This is a genomic window from Luteimonas sp. A501, assembly GCF_054052085.1.
In genome coordinates this window covers 18,392-33,688 of record NZ_JBSVRI010000004.1, presented here as the reverse complement: position 1 = coordinate 33,688, position 15,297 = coordinate 18,392, and the positions used below count along the sequence as shown (strand labels likewise).

Here is a 15,297-nt window from a genome sequence, read left to right as displayed (position 1 = left end):
GCCCCTGCGCTGTGCTAGAATCGCCGCAGTTTCGCGCATTTTGCCGTCAATTAGCTTCGTATTCGACGAAGTTCGGCCCACTTGGGCCGCCATTGGCGATGTCCCCCGCGCGAACGCCATGCCCGGTATCGGCAGGAACGGAGCCAGGCTCCGGTCGGAGCTCCGACGTACTTCTTCCAGCGGTCCATCGGGTGCAGCCCGCTGCAACCGGGCGTCCGCGTGCCTGTCTGCCGGCGCGACACACCAAGGAGTGACACCAAGCATGACCCAGCGAATCGCCGTTCTCGGCGCCGGCCCCAGCGGCCTGGCCCAGCTTCGCGCCTTCGATGCCGCCCGCCGCGCGGGTGCCGACGTCCCCGAGATCGTCTGTTTCGAGAAGCAGTCCGACCTTGGCGGGATGTGGAACTACACCTGGCGCACCGGCCTGGACCAGCATGGCGAACCGGTGCACGCCAGCATGTACCGCTACCTGTGGTCGAACGGGCCCAAGGAGTGCCTGGAGTTCGCCGACTACAGCTTCGAGGAGCACTTCGGCCGCCCGATCGCCTCGTATCCGCCGCGGCCCGTGCTGCGCGACTACATCATGGGGCGGATCGAGCGCAGCGGCCTGCGCGACCAGATCCGCTTCAACACCGCCGTGCACGCGGTCGAATACAGCGAAGAGACCGGCAAGTTCACCGTCACCGTGCGCGAGCTCAAGGACGACCGCATGGTGAGCGAGGAGTTCGACTGGGTGGTGGTGGCCACCGGGCATTTCTCCACGCCCAACGCGCCCGCGTTCGAGGGCCTGTCGCAGTTCCCCGGCCGCGTGCTGCACGCCCACGACTTCCGCGACGCCTGCGAGTTCACCGGCAAGGACCTGCTGCTGGTTGGCAGCAGCTATTCGGCCGAGGACATCGGCACCCAGTGCTACAAGTACGGCGCCAAGTCGGTGACCTTCAGCTACCGCAGCGCGCCGATGGGCCACGACTGGCCGGAGGCCTTCAGCGAGCGCCCGCTGCTGACGCGGATGGAAGGCAATACCGCTCACTTCGTCGACGGCAGCAGCCAGGACGTGGACGCGATCATCCTGTGCACCGGCTACCAGCACCACTTCCCCTTCCTGCCCGACGACCTGACCCTGCGCACCAGCAACCGCCTGTACCCGCGGGAGCTGTTCAAGGGCGTGTTCTGGATCGACAACCCCAAGCTGGTCTACCTGGGCATGCAGGACCAGTACTACACGTTCAACATGTTCGACGCTCAGGCTTGGCTTGCGCGCGATGCGATCCTGGGCCGCACCGCGCTGCCCGACACCGAGGCCATGCGCGCCGACAGCGACGCCTGGTTCGCGCGCGAGAACGCATGCGCCGGCGCCGACGACGACATCGATTTCCAGGCGGCCTACGTGCGCGATCTCGTGGACCGCACCGACTACCCCGAGTTCGCGATCGAGAAGATGGCCGACATGCTCAAAGAGTGGCAGCGCGACAAGCAGGCCGGCATCCTCGACTACCGCGACAAGAGCTACCGCTCCACGATCACCGGCACGCTGGCGCCGCGGCACCACACGCGGTGGATGGAGGCGATGGATGATTCGCTGCAGGCGTTTCTTGACGATTCGCGCGGGTTGGAAGACCAGCTAGAGGTGAAGCAGGTGCCGAGGATGCGCATGATCCGCGGCAGCGCCGAGCACGGTCGTGAAGTGGTGCGAGCCAAGTGAGCCACCGGTCGGGTGGGACCATCGCCTGAGCCGACACACGGCGAAGTCGCTCGACGCGAGGCAGCCGGCGCACGGCATCAAGCGGTGACCAGAGTGATGTTCGGATGCGCCCCGATGATCTCCAGCACGATCTCGAAATAGGTTTGGCCCTCCCCGGCCTCGAGCGCGTCGAGCTGGCGACGGATGCGGTCGAAGTCGAAGCGCCCCGGTTGCTCGAGCTTTGCGAGCAGGTACTGGCGAGTGGTGTCGATGCCGAGCGCAACGCGGCTTGCCTCGAAGTGTGTCCAGACCAGCGTCACCGGCGCCTCGCCTTCGAGCACGCCGTAGCCGCCATGGAGCATATCGTGCAGAGCGTCGAGGCTGGGACCGAGTTGCCAGTCGACGCCGGTCATGAAGACACGGTTGATCTCGGCGTAGAACGACGGGATGTCGTGGATGCGGTTGCCGTCGAGGGTCACCGATGCAGACATGGGAATCAGAGAACCTGATCTCGCGCAACCATCGCTGGACATCCTCGGTCTATCGAAGAGTAATGCACCGGATCGACGGGGTTGAGTGCCTCGAACTTCTCGCGGAAATTGCGTTCCAGCGCCGCGCGGTCACGGATATCCGGCCGCAGCGTGTACTTGAGCTCGCCGAGCTTTTCGATCAGCTCCTGCTCGATAGTGCTTTCCCTGACGCGCATGTATCCCCCGCTTCCCGTTGAAGATGCAGCACCGGCCCCGTCTGGCGAGCACGCTGGAATTCTAGCGGACAAGCCCGGGCGGATGATCCTGTGCAGACGTGATATCGCGCGTAGCGGGCCCGACCGGTGGCGCCGCGCTACGGACTAATGTTGCAAGCGCCACCCCAACCCTGACCACCGCCCCGCGTGCTGCGCCAGCGCGTCGGTGATGACGTCCGCCCGCCCTGCCACATGCAGCTGGCGACGTGCGCGGGTCATACCGGTGTACACCAGCTCCCGCGAGAGCACGCGGTTGAAGCGCTCCGGCAGCACCAGCCACACCTCGTCGAACTCGCTCCCCTGGGCCTTGTGCACCGTCATTGCGAACGCGCTGTCATGCGCGGGTAGTGCAGCCGGATGGAACGGTCGTGGGTTCTGCGGATCGTCGCCCGGGAACCACGCCATCAGCGTGCCGCTGCCGTCGCGCAGGCAGATGCCGATGTCGCCATTGAACAGGCGATGCCGGTAGCTGTTCTCGGTCACCAGCAGCAATCGACCGTGGAAGTAGCGGCTTGCGGCGGACGCAGGGCCGGCGCCGCGTCGCGTGCCGGCCAGCATCTCCTCGATGCGCGCATTGAGCCCACGTGCGCCCTGCGGCCCTTCGCGCACGGCGGTGAGGATGCGCAGGCGGCCGGCACGTGCGAGGGCGTCGGCGGGGTCGCTGGCATCGGCGAGCGAGGCCCAGTGCGCGAGCAGATGCTCGCGATGCGACTGCAGCGGGTCGGCGTTGCCTTCGTGGAAATGCACGCCGGCAAGCTCATCGCCGCGCAGCAGTGACAGCGCAGTGGCGGTGTCGCCTTCGCGCACAGCAGCAGCCAGCGGCGCGAGGTCGAGCGCCGCGCTCTGGCGGTAGCCGCGGGTGAGGTGGACGTGCCGGGCCGGGAAGGTAGCGCCGGGGGCAGTGGCTTGGGCGGCGCGCAGAATGCCGGCGAGCACGTCGCCCGCTTCCACCGAGGGCAGCTGGTCGGGGTCGCCGAGCAGGACCAGGCGCGCGCCGTCGGGCACGGCTTCGACCAGCTTGGCCATCAGCGGCAGGTCGATCATCGAGGCTTCGTCCACCACCACCACGTCGAACGGCAGCGGGTTGTCGGTGTGGTGCCGGAAGCGCGGGGAGTCGGGGATGGTGCCGAGCAGGCGGTGCAGCGTGGTGCCGGTGGTGGGCAGCTGCGCGCACAGCGCGGGGTCGACGCCGAGCGCGGGCAGCGCCTGCACGGCGTTGCGGACGCTTTCGGCCATGCGTTCGGCGGCGCGGCCGGTGGGCGCGGCCAGGGCGATGCGCGGCGGCGCGGCGCCGGCTTCGAGCGCTTGCGCTGCCAGCAGCACCAGCATGCGGGTGATGGTGGTGGTCTTGCCGGTGCCGGGGCCGCCGGTGACCAGCAGCAGGCTGTGCCGGAGCGCGGCGGCGGCGGCGCGGGACTGGGGGTCGTCGCTGGTGGCGGCTTCGGGGAAGAGCTGGGCGAAGAGGGGCGCGAGCTGCGTGGGGACCTGCACGTCGTCGCCATCGCCGGCCGCGCCTGCATGCGGCACGGCGCGGCCGATGCGACGCAGGCCGTCGGCCAGGCGGCGCTCGTACTCGCGGTAGCGGCGCAGGTAGACGAGGCCGTGTTCGTACACGAGCGGGGCGTCGGCGGCGGATTCGGCATCGCCAGCGTCAGGGCGGGCGACCCAGCGCGAGGCTTCGAGCGCCGCCGTCCAGGCCTCGGGCGTGGGCCAGTCGATCGCGGCATCGACCAGGCGCTGCGGCTTCGCGGGGTCGAAGCCGGCGTGGCCGGATGCGACCGCGAGCGAGGCCAGCGCCGCCGCTGCGAGCACGCTGTCCTGCGTGTCCGGATCCAAGCGGCGCAGGCTCTGTGCCAGTGCGTGGTCAAGCGTGCGCAGCGCGCCGGCTTTGGCGAGTTGTTGCAGCAGGCCCAAGCGACGGGTGTCGTGCGCCTGCTCCGGCGGCGGCGCATCGCGCCCGTCAGGGGCGGTGGCTGTCGCGTCGCCGGCCTGCCCCTCCGGAAAGAGCGGAAGCGTACTCATGCCGCAGCCTCCGTGGCCTGGCCAGCAAATAACGCATCAAGTTCATCAACCAGCTCCGGCGTGAACCGCCACGCCTGCACCCCCTTTTCGTCTTCGCGAGAGGAATCCAGCCCCCGACAGAACACGTACCGCGCCCCGCCAAAGTCCCGCGCGTAGTCATACCCGTCACCCAGCCGGAACCGCAGCCAGCGGTGCAGCGCCAGCGTGTAGATCAGCGCCTGCAGGTCGTACTCGCTGTGTGCCATGGCCTCCTCCAGCTGCGCGGGGCCGTAGCCGGGCAGGCGGTTGGACTTGTAGTCGAGCACGTACCAGCGGCCGTCGTGCACGTAGGTGAGGTCGATCAGGCCGGTCATCAGGCCCTCCAGCCGGCGCCGGGCGCCGAAGCCCTGGCGCGCGGTGAGCAGGCCGTGGCGGTGCAGCAGCGCGAGCAGCGCGTCGACGCGCGTGGGCGCGAGCGCGAACTGGAACTCGATCTCCGGGCGGCGCCGGTCCGCGGGCACGTCTGCGAGGCGCACGCCTTCGGGCAGGGCCACGGTGAGCGTGTGGCCGATGAGCGGGGTGAGCACGCCGATGCCGTCGTCGATGTCCTCGGCCGGGTAACCGCCGGCGCGCAGGCGGTCGGCGATCAGCTTGGCGTCGTCGGGGCCGGGCGCGGGCGCGCCGGGCGTCCATGCGGACCAGCGCGCGAAGTCGGTGTGTTCCAGCACGTCGTGCAGCACCACGCCGAAGCGGGTGCCGGCGAAGCGCGGGTCGAAGACGTCGGCATCGGCGGCCGGGTCGGCGCCCGACGCAAGCTCGGCATCGGCATCCACCGCAGGCTCGTCCTGGCCGCCGGGTGCGGGCTGGGTGGCGCTGGCCGAGGCATCGCTCTGGCCTTCGGCGTTGGCGAGCTGGGTGAAGCTGTAGACCCACCAGTCGCTGGCGAGCGCGCGCGTGGCGATGCGCGCGGGCGGCACGGCGTCGGTGGATTGCGGCGCGAGCCACGGCAGCGTGGCCGGCGGCGTGCTGTCGTCGATGGCGACCGCGGTGCCGAGCGCCGCGGCCAGCGCGTCGGGCTTGGCCACCATGTGCAGCAACGGCGACTTGTCGTGGTTGCTGAAGAGCCCGCTGGCCAGCCACAGCGCGTGGCGCGCGCGGGTGAGGCCGACGTACAGCAGGCGCGCGTCCTCGGCGCGCTGCGCGAGGGTCCACGCATCTTTCGCGGCTTCCCAGCCGGAGCGCGACGGCAGCAGCTTCCAGTGCAGCGCGCGGCCGCCCTCGCCGTTCACCACGGCGCGCTGCCCGGGGCTGCGCGTGGGCGCGCCGATGGCCGCGAACGGCATGAACACCAGCGGGTATTCCAGACCCTTGCTCTTGTGCAGGGTGACCACCTGCACGCGCTTGGCGTCGGACTCCAGCCGCAGCAGCTGGCTCTCGTCGTTGGCATTGGCGTCGGCGATGGCGTTCGCCAGCCAGTCGACCAGGCCGTGCAGGCCGAGCGCGCGCGCCTGCGCGTCCTGCAGCAGCTCGGCCAACTGCAGGGTGTTGGTGAGGCGGCGCTCGCCGTCGAGCAGGCCGAGCAGGCGGCCGGCGTGTTCGGCGCACAGCTCATTGATGAGCGCGAGCGGGCCGCCGCGCTGCAGGCGGTCGCGCCAGGCGAGCGCGGTGAGCTGCCAGGCGCGCAGCGCTTCGCCATCGTCATCCAGCGCGGCGATCGCGTTGGCGTCCAGGCCCACCAGCACCGTGGACAGCGCCATGCGAAGGCGGCCGTCGTCGGCGCCGTGCAGCAGGGCGAGCAGCAGCGCGTGCAGGTCGCGCGCCTCGGGCGTGGCGAACAGGCTCTGCTTACCGGCGGCGACCGCGGGGATGCCGGCCATCGCCAGCGCATGACGGATGCGCGTGGCCTCGTTGTGCGAGCGCACCAGCACGGCGATGTCGCCGGGCTGCACGGGGCGGCCTTCGATGCTGGCGTGGCCGTCGCGCGCATCGGTGAGCACGCGGTGGATGGCGGCGACGCAGGCGCGGGTGGCGAGTTCGCGCGAAGGGCCGGCGTTGAAGGGTTTGAGCTTGCCCTTGCTGTCCGTGTCCTGCGGCAGCGGCGCCTGCCACACGGTGAGCGCCGGCGCCGGCGCGCCGTGGCGCAGGAAATCGTCGTCGCTGCGCACGCCGCCCGGCGTGACCTCGCGGAAGCCGATGCGACTATCGATGAAGGGCGGCGGGATGCGCTTGGCTTGATCGGTCTGTGTGTCGCCATCGGCGGCCGCCTGCGCCTGCGCGTACAGCGCCGACACCGCACGCAGCACCGAAGGCCGCGAGCGGAAGTTCTGCGACAGCGGCGGCGCATCCTCGGCTGTCGCGCGCGCAGCGAGGTAGGTCTCGACGTCGCCGCCGCGGAAGCCGTAGATCGCCTGCTTGGGATCGCCGATGACGTACAGCGCCGGTGCCTGGCCGTGCAGCGCGGCGCTGGCGGCGCCGAACACGCGGTCGAAAATGCGCCACTGGCGGGCATCGGTGTCCTGGAACTCGTCGACGAGCGCCACGGCGTACTGCGCACGCAGGCGTTCGACGAGCTCCGCGGCCTGCGGGCCGTCGATGGCGTCGGCGACGCGGTCGATCAGGTCGTCATAGGTCTGCACGCGCTGCTGCTGCTTGGCGCGGGCCACGCGCTGGCGGGCGTCGTCACGCAGGCGGTGCAGCAGTTCGACGCAGCGGGCGTCCTTCCACTCGGCCATCGCGGTGAGCGCTTCAAGGTAATCCGGCACGGCATCGCAGATCGGCGAATCCGGGGTGCGGCCGGCACCGGCCTTGCTGGTGCGCAGCAGCAGGGTGTCGCGGGTCAGCTGCGGGAGCTTGGAGTGTTCGAACGCCGTGCCGCGCTGGTCGGCGCTGCACCACTGCTGCAGGGCATCGAACAGCTCGGCGATCCAGGCGGTCTTGTAGCTGCCGCCGTGCAGGATCTTGCCTTCCACGGCGTCGACCAGCGACGCGCGGAAATCATCGCCGTGCGCGCGGAATGCAGTGGCCAGAGCTTCGCCGCTGGCGTGCAGCCGCGGCGCCGGATCATCGGGCAGTTCGGCCAAAGCCGGGCGCAGCACGGGTTCGCGCACCAGCGGGGCGAGATCGACGGCCAGCGCCTGCGGGCCGCCCGGCCACAGCGCCAGCAGGTCGTCGGCGGCGTCGGCGGCGCTGCCGTGCGAGCGCCAGAGGTCGGCGGCGATGGCCTCGTACAGGGCGGTATCGCTGGTGAGCAGCTCCGGCGCATCGAAGGCCTGGCCGACTTCCAGCGCGTGGTCGCGCAGCACGCGGGCGCAGAAGCCGTGGATGGTGAAGATGGCCGCGAGGTCGATGTCGTTGGCGGCGGCGTGCAGGCGGCGGCGCAGGGCGTCGGCGGATTCGCTGCCGTGCGCCAGGTGCGCTTCGAGCACGGCGTGGGTCAGCTTTGCTTCGGGCGAGGCATCCGCCGCCAGCGTGGCGCCGACCAACTGCTCGGCCAGCAGCAGGCGCGCGCGGATGCGGCTGCGCAGCTCCTGCGTGGCGGCTTCGGTGAAGGTGACGGCCAGCACCTGGCCCACGCGCAGGCCGCGCTCCACCACCAGGCGCACCACCAGCGTGGCCAGGGTGAAGGTCTTGCCGGTGCCGGCGGAGGCCTCGATGGCGTGGACACCGTCGAGCGCGAGGTCGAGGTAGGGATCGCGCGCCGCGCTCATTCCGCGTCCTCCAGGTCGAGCGCGGCGGCGATGTCGCGCAGCGCGCCGACGTCGGTGCCGCCGTAGACGTTGCCTGTCACCACCGCGGAATAGATCGCCATCGCCAGGTCCACGAACGCGACCTGGGTGGCCTCGTCGGTGAACGGATCGCGGCCGCGCAGGGCGAGCCGCAGCGCCTCGCCAGTGCCTTCGCCCCAGCTGCGGTCGCTGCCGTGCCAGCGCTTGGCGGCGAGATCCAGGCCGCGTTCGAGGCGGTCGGCGCGGAACAGCTCCCAGCCGCTGTAGGGCGCGAACGGCAGCGGTCGGCGCAGGCCTTTGCTGCGCAGGTTGATCAGCATGCGCAGGACGTCGCGTGCCTGTTCGGGGTCCAGCGGCGCACGGACGTGCGGGCCGACGCCGGATTCGCCGCCGTCGTGGAATTCGATCAGCGGCATGGATTGCCCCGCCGCGCTGGCCAGCAGCCAGTCGAGGCCATTGCGGATCGCGGACTGTCCGGCGGGCGGGTCGAAGCGCACCCGCGCCAGGCCCTGCGGATACGCATCGGCGATGCGACCGTGCAGAGTCAGGCTGCCGGCAGCGACACCGCCGCCCTGCAGCGTCACGCCATCGATCGCGACCTCGAGCCGCGGGGCATCGGGCTGTGCGGCGCCGCGCCACTCCCCGAACGCCGCCGCATACGCATCCACCTGGCCGCGCACACCTTCCAGGGTGCGGCGGCCCAGCGGTCCGGACGGCAGCAGCCCGCGCGCGCGCAGCAGCGCATGCGTGGTGGCATCGTCATCGCCGCGCAGCACGGCGTCGAACACGGCCTTCTGCAGCAGCTGGCGTGTGAAGCCACGGCCCGGCGCCAGCAGCGGCTCCACGTCCTCATCGACCTGTTCGACCTCGGCCAGCCGCAGGCCGAGGCGCTGCTTCAGGAAGACCTCGGCCGGCGCCTGCAGGAAGCGGCGCAGTTGGTCGAGCGCCAGCGTGCTGCTGTCCTCGCTGTCGTCGCCCGCACCCGGCGCCGCCAGCGCCTGATCGCCAAACCACGCCGGCAGCGCTACCCGCTTCTGCGAAGGCTGCGCCGCCGCCGGCCACCACTGCGCGTGGTACGAGAAGCGCCGCGGCTCTTCATCGCTGCCAAACGCGGCGGGCGAGAACGGCTGCAGCGGATGCCGCAGCACCAGCGCCTCACCCGCCTTCGCCTCCGGCGCGTGCTGCGCATCCGCGGCCGCCAGCAGATCCGCCACCAGCACCGATGGCTCGCGCGCACTGCCATCGCGCGGGTCCGCCCCCTGGTAGCTCACGTAGAACACGTCCTGCGCGGCGGCGAACAGCTGCAGGAACAGGAAGCGGTCGTCATCGCGCGTTGAGCGATCGCCCTGGCGGCGCTGGCCGCTGGCGAGGTCCGCGGTGAGCCGGTCCAGGCCGCCGGCGGGATCGCGGCGCGGGAAGGCGCCGTCGTCCATGCCCAGCAGGCAGATCACCCGGAAGGGCAGCAGGCGCATCGGCACCATGCGGCCGATGCTGACGCCGCCGGTGAGCAGCGGCGCGCGGGTGTCGGCTTCGGACAGCGCGGCGCTGAAGTGCGCGCGCACCACCTCGGCCTGCACGGGGGTGTCGACGCCGGCGTGGCGCGCATCGGCGGCGAAGTCGTCGACCAGGCTGCGCAGGCGGTCCAGCGCGCGCCGCGTCGCGGGCGAGGACGGCGGCTGCGGCAGCAGCGCATCGAGCAGGCCCAGAAGGCGCTCGCGCCAGCCGTCGGGGGTCAGCGTTTCATCGAGCACGCGGGCATGGCGCGCGAGCACGCGCAGCAGCCGCACCAGGGTGTCGAGGGCGTCCAGCGCGCTGCCTTCCAGCTCCGGCATCGGCGCGATCACCTGGCCATCGGGGCTCATGATCGGGGCATCGCTGCCGGTGGCGTGCCCGAGCAGCAGGCGGTCGAGCGCGAAGGCCCATGTGTAGGCATCGTCGGCCGGCGCATCCAGGCGCGCGCGGTGTGCGGCGTCCAGGCCCCAGCGCGCGCCGGCGGCGTGCAGCCAGGCGTGCAGGCGGGCGAACGCGGCGGCATCGAGCGCGGCGGCTTCGGCCAGCGGCGGGCTGGCCAGCAGGTCGAGCGTTTCGACCAGGCCGAAGCGCGCTACCGGCAGCGCCAGCAGGCGCAGGAACACCTCGGCCAGCGGCTCGCCGGCCAGCGGGCTGGCGTCAGCAACGGCATAGGGAATGGAATCGGCGCGGCCGCGGCCGCCGAACACCGCATCCAGATACGGCAGGTAGGGATCGATGTCCGGCGCCAGCACCGCGACCTCGCGCGGCTCCAGCGGCGGGTCGAAGCGTGGATCCTCGAACAGCGCGCGCAGCTGGTCGTGCAGCACCTGCAGCTCGCGCAGGCGGGTGTGGCAGGCGTGCACCTGCAGGCTGGGATCGTCGTGGCGCAGCGCCGGCAACCGGGCGCGGGCATCGTCCGCGGTCGGCACCAACGGCGGCGACGGGCGGCGGTGGAACAGGTCCGACTGCAGCTGCCGCAGCAGGCTGCCCTGCAGCGCGCCGCCGCCCTCGCCGGGATCGGCATCGCCGCGGAATTCGACGTCCGGATGCACCACTTCGTAGTTGCCCAGCACCGCCATGAAGTCGCGCCCGGCCGCGCCCCAGGCGCGCAGCAGCGGGTTCTCGCCGGCGGCCGCATCCGGGTCGCCGCCGCGCACGCGCTGCAGGTCGCCCCAGTAGTCGCGGCTCGGCGATGGCACATAGAGATGCAGCGTGCCGGTGCGCGCCACGGTCGCGATCACGCGCAGCACGTCGGGCGAGACGTTGAGGATGGCGAAGGCGAACAGGCGCTTGGGCAGTCCGGACGGCGGCGGCGCATCGACGTCGGCAAAGCCGCGCAGATAGGCATCGATGCGCCGCGCGCGGTGTTCCGTGCCGCCCGCCACCCGCCGCCACAGCGCGGCCTGCGGATCGCGCGGCGCCTCGCCTGCCTCCCAGGCCAGCAGCCATTCGCGGCGCCAGGCCTTGTACTTCTCGAAGGCCTGCGCGAGCTCGCCGGCCAGCGACCAGGCCTTCAGCGGATCGGGCGACGCTTCAAGGTAGGCGCGCATCGGCTGCAGCGCGCGCTCACGCAGCAGCGCCGGATCCGCCAGCGCAGCGTGGATGCGCCAGCGCAGCGCGGCCGCATCAAGATCGTCGCCGCGCCCCGGCACGTTGGCATCCAGCGCGCGCTGCACGAACTCGCCCGGGGTCAGGAATTCCAGGTTCGCGGCGACGCCGTGCGCCTGGGCGAGCGTCGCCTGCAGCCAGCGGCGCATGGCCGGCTGCGGGATCAGGATGACGTCGGGCTCGAGCAGGCCCTGCCCGGGCGCCGGCGTGCGCAGCTCGGCCGCCAGCAGCCCCGCCAGCACATCCAGCGCATTGGAGTGATAGAGGCGGAAGTCGGGCGTGTCGGTCATTGGCCGACCATCCTGCCGCAATGGCGTCGCATCGCGCGAGATCCTGACGGCACCGCAGCGCAGCGCGCGGAACCCTTCGCGCGTACCGGCTCAATACCTGCTCCCACGTGTCGACCACCGCCACGCCCGTTCGATCCGCCGTGGAAGCGCACGCGCGCCCAGTGCGCCGCGCCGTGCACGCCGTCCCAGTCGAGGCGGAACTCCTTGCGCAGGTGTGCCACCAGGCTCTGCTCGCCCATTCCAGCTCCCCTGCTCCAGGCGGCCATGATGCCGGAGCCTGGTCGCAGGCTCCTACAAAAGCGAGCGAGCCTCGGAGGGCGCCCGAGTCCACGCGCGCCCCCGGACCGCATCGGCGATAATGTCCGACCGCCCCGGTGCTGCCCCTGTTCAGCCACAGCACGCGAAGCTTCACGGGTTTTACCCGTCCCCGGTCCCCCGCCCCGAGCCCATGCCTCCAGCATCGCCCACGCCATCGCCCGTCCCCGCCGTCCGCCTCTCCGGCGTGCGCCTGGACCGCGGTGCGCGCACGATCCTCGACGGCATCGACCTGGTGGTCCCGCGCGGCAGCATCACTGCGATCCTCGGGCCCTCGGGCAGCGGCAAGTCCACCCTGCTCGCCGCACTCACCGGCGAACTGGTGCCGGCCGCAGGCGCCGTGGAAGTGTTCGGCCAGCCGGTGCCCCGCCGCCAGCGCGAACTGCTCGAGCTGCGCAAGGGCATCGGCGTGCTGCTGCAGGGCAACGGCCTGCTGACCGACCTCACCGCCGGCGAGAACGTCGCGTTGCCGCTGCGCGCGCATACCAAGCTGCCGCCACCGGTCATCGAGCAGCTGGTACTGATGAAGCTGCACGCCGTGGGCCTGCGCACCGCCGCCAATCTCTATCCGCGCGAGCTTTCCGGCGGCATGGCGCGCCGCGTGGCGCTGGCCCGGGCGATCGCGCTGGACCCGCCGCTGATGCTCTACGACGAGCCGCTGACCGGGCTCGACCCGATCGCCTCGGGCGTGATCATGAGCCTGATCGCGCGCCTCAACGCCACGCTCGGCCTGACCAGCATCATCGTCAGCCACCACGTGCGCGAGACCCTGCCGATCGCCGACCAGGTGCTGGTGACCGCCAACCGCGGCATCGTCTTCACCGGCACGCCGGCCGAACTCGAGGCCAGCGACGATCCCCTGCTGCGCCAGTTCCTGCGCGGCGAGCCCGACGGCCCGATCGCCTTCGACCCGGCCTCGACCACGTCCGACCAAGCGTCCGCACGCAGGGACAGGGCGAGCGCGTACCCGGCCGCCACGCACGCCGGGTCGGCCTCGCCGGCGACACCCGCCACGCCCCGTCCCGACGCCGAGGCCCGCTGATGCCCATCATCTCCAGCACCCGCTCGCTGGGCCGCGCCGGCCTGTTCTCGCTGTCGGTGATCGCGGCATCGAAGCCCACCCGCGACTTCTTCACCGAACTCGTCCGCGAGATCTACAAGATCGGCGCGCGCTCGCTGCCGATCATCGCCGTCGGCGGCGCCTTCGTCGGCCTGTCGCTGACGCTGCTCGGCTACCGCGCGCTGGAAACCTACGGCGCCTCCAACCAGGTCAGCGTGCTGATCGGCCTGGGCCTGTACCGCGAGCTCGCGCCGGTGCTGACCGCGCTCCTGTTCATCGGCCGCGCGGGCTCGTCGATCGCGGCGGAACTGGCGTTGATGCGCGCCACCGACCAGATCCAGGCCCTGGGCCTGATGGCCATCGACCCGATCGCCAAAGCCGTCGCCCCGCGCTTCTGGGCGGCGGTGATCTGCGTGCCGCTGCTGACCGCGTTCTTCGTCAGCCTGGCCTTGACCGCGAGCTGGTTCGAAGCCGTGCAGATCCTCGGCGTCGACAACGGCACCTTCTGGCAGACCATGCGCGACGTGGTCGATTTCCGCTCCGACTTCCTGGTCGCGTTCATGAAGTCGGCCGTCTTCGGCGGCACCGCGGCCCTGGTCGCGGCCTACGTCGGCTTCCACGCCGAACCGACCATCGAAGGCACCTCGGTCGCCACCACCCGCGCCGTCGTCAACGCCTCCTTGCTGGTCCTGATGTTCAACTTCGTCCTCTCCGCGCTGCTGTTCCGATGAGCCGCGTGAAAAGCATATTTGCCACGGATTTACGCGGATGAACGCGGATAAGGCAAAAGCCCATGCAGAGATTCTGTTTTTAATCCGCGTTCATCCGCGTAAATCCGTGGCAAAAAAAAGCTCTTAAAGGTGTCCCAATGAACACATCCCGTGGCCCAAGACTCGAGTTCGCCGTCGGCGCCTTCCTGCTGCTGGCGCTCGCCTCCGTGCTGGTGCTGGCGGTCGCATCGACCAACGGCAAGTTCGGCTTCGCACGCGATACCTACGAGCTGACCGCGCGCTTCACCAATCTCGGCCAGCTGCGCCCCAACGCACCGGTCAAGGTCGGCGGCGTGACGATCGGCAGCGTCTCGGCGATCGACCTTGATCCGGTGAAGTTCGACACCATCGTGACCCTGGCGATCGACAACCGCTTCAACGAGATCCCGATCGACACCTCGGCGCAGATCCTCACAGGCGGCCTGCTTGGCGAGAGCTACGTTGGCCTGCAGCCCGGCGGCGACATGGAAGTGTTCCTGCCCGGCGAAGAACTGGTCTACACCCAGCCCGCCGTCGACCTGATGCAGATGGTCGGCAAGTACATGTTCAGCGGCGGTGGCAATGATGGCGCTGCCGGTGGCGACACCGGCGCGGCACCCGCCGCCGACGACACCCCGTCCCCCACGGAGACCACCCCATGACCGTCCGCCCCCTGCTTCCCCTCGTGCTGGCCTCGGCCATCCTCGCCACGGCGCCGTTTTCCGCGCTGGCCCAGGCCCCGGCCGCCAAGCCCGCAGCCGCCGCCACCCAGGGCGAATCGCCCAGCAAGCTGGTGCTCGACAACAGCCAGCGCGTGCTGTCGACGCTTGAGTCGCGCCGCGCCGAGTTCACCGCCGACCGCGGCAAGCTGCAGGCCTTCATCACCAGCGAATTCGACCAGATGTTCGACCGCGACTACTCCGCGCGCCAGGTGCTGGGCCGCCACGGCCGCGGCGCCAGCGACGCCGACGTCAAGGTGTTCGCCGACGCGCTGGCCGAAAGCCTGATGCGCCGCTACGGCAGTTCGCTGCTCGACTTCAACACCCAGCTCCGGGTGCGGCTGAAGTCGGAAACGCCGCTGCCGCGCGGCTTGGGCGTGAAGGTCTCCAGCGAGATGTTGCGCTCCGGCGGCGAGCCGATTCCAGTCGACTACCTGATGCGCCAGACGGCCGACGGCTGGCGCGTGTTCGACGTGATGGTCGAAGGCGTGTCCTTCGTGCAGACCTTCCGCCAGCAGTTCGACACCCCGCTGTCGCGCAAGTCGATCCGCGCGGTGGCGGCCGACCTGAGCGCCGGCCGGGTGCAGGCCGATGCCGGCAGCAACTGAGGCCAGCGTGCGACGCGATGGCGACGCGCTGCGCGTCAGCGGCGCCGTCGTGCGCGAAGCCGTGCCCGCCCTGTGGCGCGCCGCGGCCGCGCAGGTCGCGGGCGCGCGCAGTCTGGACATCACAGCGGTCACCCGGCTCGACAGCGCCGGGCTGGCCCTGCTGTCCGCGCTGGGCCATGCCACCGGACACGGCGGCGCCATCGACGTGTCCGGCGCGCCGCCCGGTCTGGCCGACCTGCGCGCAGCCTATCGGCTGGACGCGTCGCTCGGCTTCGCCTCCTGAA

At 71.2% G+C, this 15,297-nt stretch carries 11 protein-coding genes and 1 pseudogene; 6 read left to right on the top strand and 6 right to left on the bottom strand.

Annotation, left to right across the window (positions count from 1 at the left end; translation table 11 throughout):
* Window positions 1-262: 262 nt before the first annotated feature.
* Window positions 263-1,702 (top strand): flavin-containing monooxygenase, encoded by a 1,440-nt coding sequence (locus ACW7G5_RS11955; RefSeq protein WP_457004817.1) that lies wholly within the window; start codon window positions 263-265, stop codon window positions 1,700-1,702.
* 77 nt (window positions 1,703-1,779) lie between these two features.
* Here ACW7G5_RS11955 and ACW7G5_RS11950 read toward each other — a convergent pair whose 3' ends face one another.
* From ACW7G5_RS11950 to ACW7G5_RS11925, 6 genes are all read right to left on the bottom strand, one after another.
* Window positions 1,780-2,172 carry a barstar family protein gene (locus ACW7G5_RS11950; RefSeq protein WP_457004815.1) on the bottom strand — a complete coding sequence of 131 codons (393 nt, stop codon included), beginning with the start codon at window positions 2,170-2,172 and terminating at the stop codon, window positions 1,780-1,782.
* 5 nt (window positions 2,173-2,177) lie between these two features.
* Window positions 2,178-2,387, bottom strand: coding sequence for a hypothetical protein (locus ACW7G5_RS11945; RefSeq protein WP_457004813.1), 210 nt, complete (start codon window positions 2,385-2,387; stop codon window positions 2,178-2,180).
* 144 nt (window positions 2,388-2,531) lie between these two features.
* Window positions 2,532-4,340 (bottom strand): exodeoxyribonuclease V subunit alpha, encoded by a 1,809-nt coding sequence (gene recD / locus ACW7G5_RS11940; RefSeq protein ID WP_457005094.1) that lies wholly within the window; start codon window positions 4,338-4,340, stop codon window positions 2,532-2,534.
* 104 nt (window positions 4,341-4,444) lie between these two features.
* A complete protein-coding gene (locus ACW7G5_RS11935) occupies window positions 4,445-8,134 on the bottom strand; it encodes a UvrD-helicase domain-containing protein (protein ID WP_457004811.1) in 3,690 nt (1,229 codons plus the stop codon).
* A complete protein-coding gene (recC, locus tag ACW7G5_RS11930) occupies window positions 8,131-11,562 on the bottom strand; it encodes an exodeoxyribonuclease V subunit gamma (protein ID WP_457004809.1) in 3,432 nt (1,143 codons plus the stop codon). Before recC ends, ACW7G5_RS11935 begins: the two co-directional genes overlap by 4 nt.
* A complete protein-coding gene (locus ACW7G5_RS11925; RefSeq protein WP_457004807.1) occupies window positions 11,559-11,801 on the bottom strand; it encodes a hypothetical protein in 243 nt (80 codons plus the stop codon). The genes recC and ACW7G5_RS11925 overlap by 4 nt, the downstream gene beginning before the upstream one ends.
* Before the next feature lie 209 nt (window positions 11,802-12,010).
* Here ACW7G5_RS11925 and ACW7G5_RS11920 point away from each other — a divergent pair.
* From ACW7G5_RS11920 to ACW7G5_RS11900, 5 genes and pseudogenes are all read left to right on the top strand, one after another.
* Window positions 12,011-12,841, top strand: a pseudogene (locus ACW7G5_RS11920) (ABC transporter ATP-binding protein); the annotation flags it as partial.
* 77 nt (window positions 12,842-12,918) lie between these two features.
* Window positions 12,919-13,668: an MlaE family lipid ABC transporter permease subunit gene (locus ACW7G5_RS11915; RefSeq protein ID WP_457004805.1), complete on the top strand. Its 750-nt coding sequence runs from the start codon at window positions 12,919-12,921 to the stop codon at window positions 13,666-13,668.
* A gap of 137 nt (window positions 13,669-13,805) precedes the next feature.
* The gene (gene mlaD, locus ACW7G5_RS11910; RefSeq protein WP_457004803.1) at window positions 13,806-14,348 is read left to right on the top strand and encodes an outer membrane lipid asymmetry maintenance protein MlaD; all 543 of its coding nucleotides are present in this window, start codon (window positions 13,806-13,808) and stop codon (window positions 14,346-14,348) included.
* Window positions 14,345-15,013: an MlaC/ttg2D family ABC transporter substrate-binding protein gene (locus ACW7G5_RS11905; RefSeq protein ID WP_457004801.1), complete on the top strand. Its 669-nt coding sequence runs from the start codon at window positions 14,345-14,347 to the stop codon at window positions 15,011-15,013. The genes mlaD and ACW7G5_RS11905 overlap by 4 nt, the downstream gene beginning before the upstream one ends.
* Window positions 14,997-15,296: an STAS domain-containing protein gene (locus ACW7G5_RS11900; RefSeq protein ID WP_457004800.1), complete on the top strand. Its 300-nt coding sequence runs from the start codon at window positions 14,997-14,999 to the stop codon at window positions 15,294-15,296. The genes ACW7G5_RS11905 and ACW7G5_RS11900 overlap by 17 nt, the downstream gene beginning before the upstream one ends.
* The last annotated feature ends 1 nt before the right edge of the window (window position 15,297 follow it).

Bases quoted from the DNA above. Each gene is read 5' to 3' on its own strand.
- ACW7G5_RS11955 (WP_457004817.1), top strand. From the start codon at position 263: ATGACCCAGCGAATCGCCGTTCTCGGCGCCGGCCCCAGCGGCCTGGCC.
- ACW7G5_RS11950 (WP_457004815.1), bottom strand. From the start codon at position 2,172: ATGTCTGCATCGGTGACCCTCGACGGCAACCGCATCCACGACATCCCG.
- ACW7G5_RS11945 (WP_457004813.1), bottom strand. From the start codon at position 2,387: ATGCGCGTCAGGGAAAGCACTATCGAGCAGGAGCTGATCGAAAAGCTC.
- ACW7G5_RS11935 (WP_457004811.1), bottom strand. From the start codon at position 8,134: ATGAGCGCGGCGCGCGATCCCTACCTCGACCTCGCGCTCGACGGTGTC.
- recC (WP_457004809.1), bottom strand. From the start codon at position 11,562: ATGACCGACACGCCCGACTTCCGCCTCTATCACTCCAATGCGCTGGAT.
- ACW7G5_RS11925 (WP_457004807.1), bottom strand. From the start codon at position 11,801: ATGGGCGAGCAGAGCCTGGTGGCACACCTGCGCAAGGAGTTCCGCCTC.
- ACW7G5_RS11915 (WP_457004805.1), top strand. From the start codon at position 12,919: ATGCCCATCATCTCCAGCACCCGCTCGCTGGGCCGCGCCGGCCTGTTC.
- mlaD (WP_457004803.1), top strand. From the start codon at position 13,806: ATGAACACATCCCGTGGCCCAAGACTCGAGTTCGCCGTCGGCGCCTTC.
- ACW7G5_RS11905 (WP_457004801.1), top strand. From the start codon at position 14,345: ATGACCGTCCGCCCCCTGCTTCCCCTCGTGCTGGCCTCGGCCATCCTC.
- ACW7G5_RS11900 (WP_457004800.1), top strand. From the start codon at position 14,997: ATGCCGGCAGCAACTGAGGCCAGCGTGCGACGCGATGGCGACGCGCTG.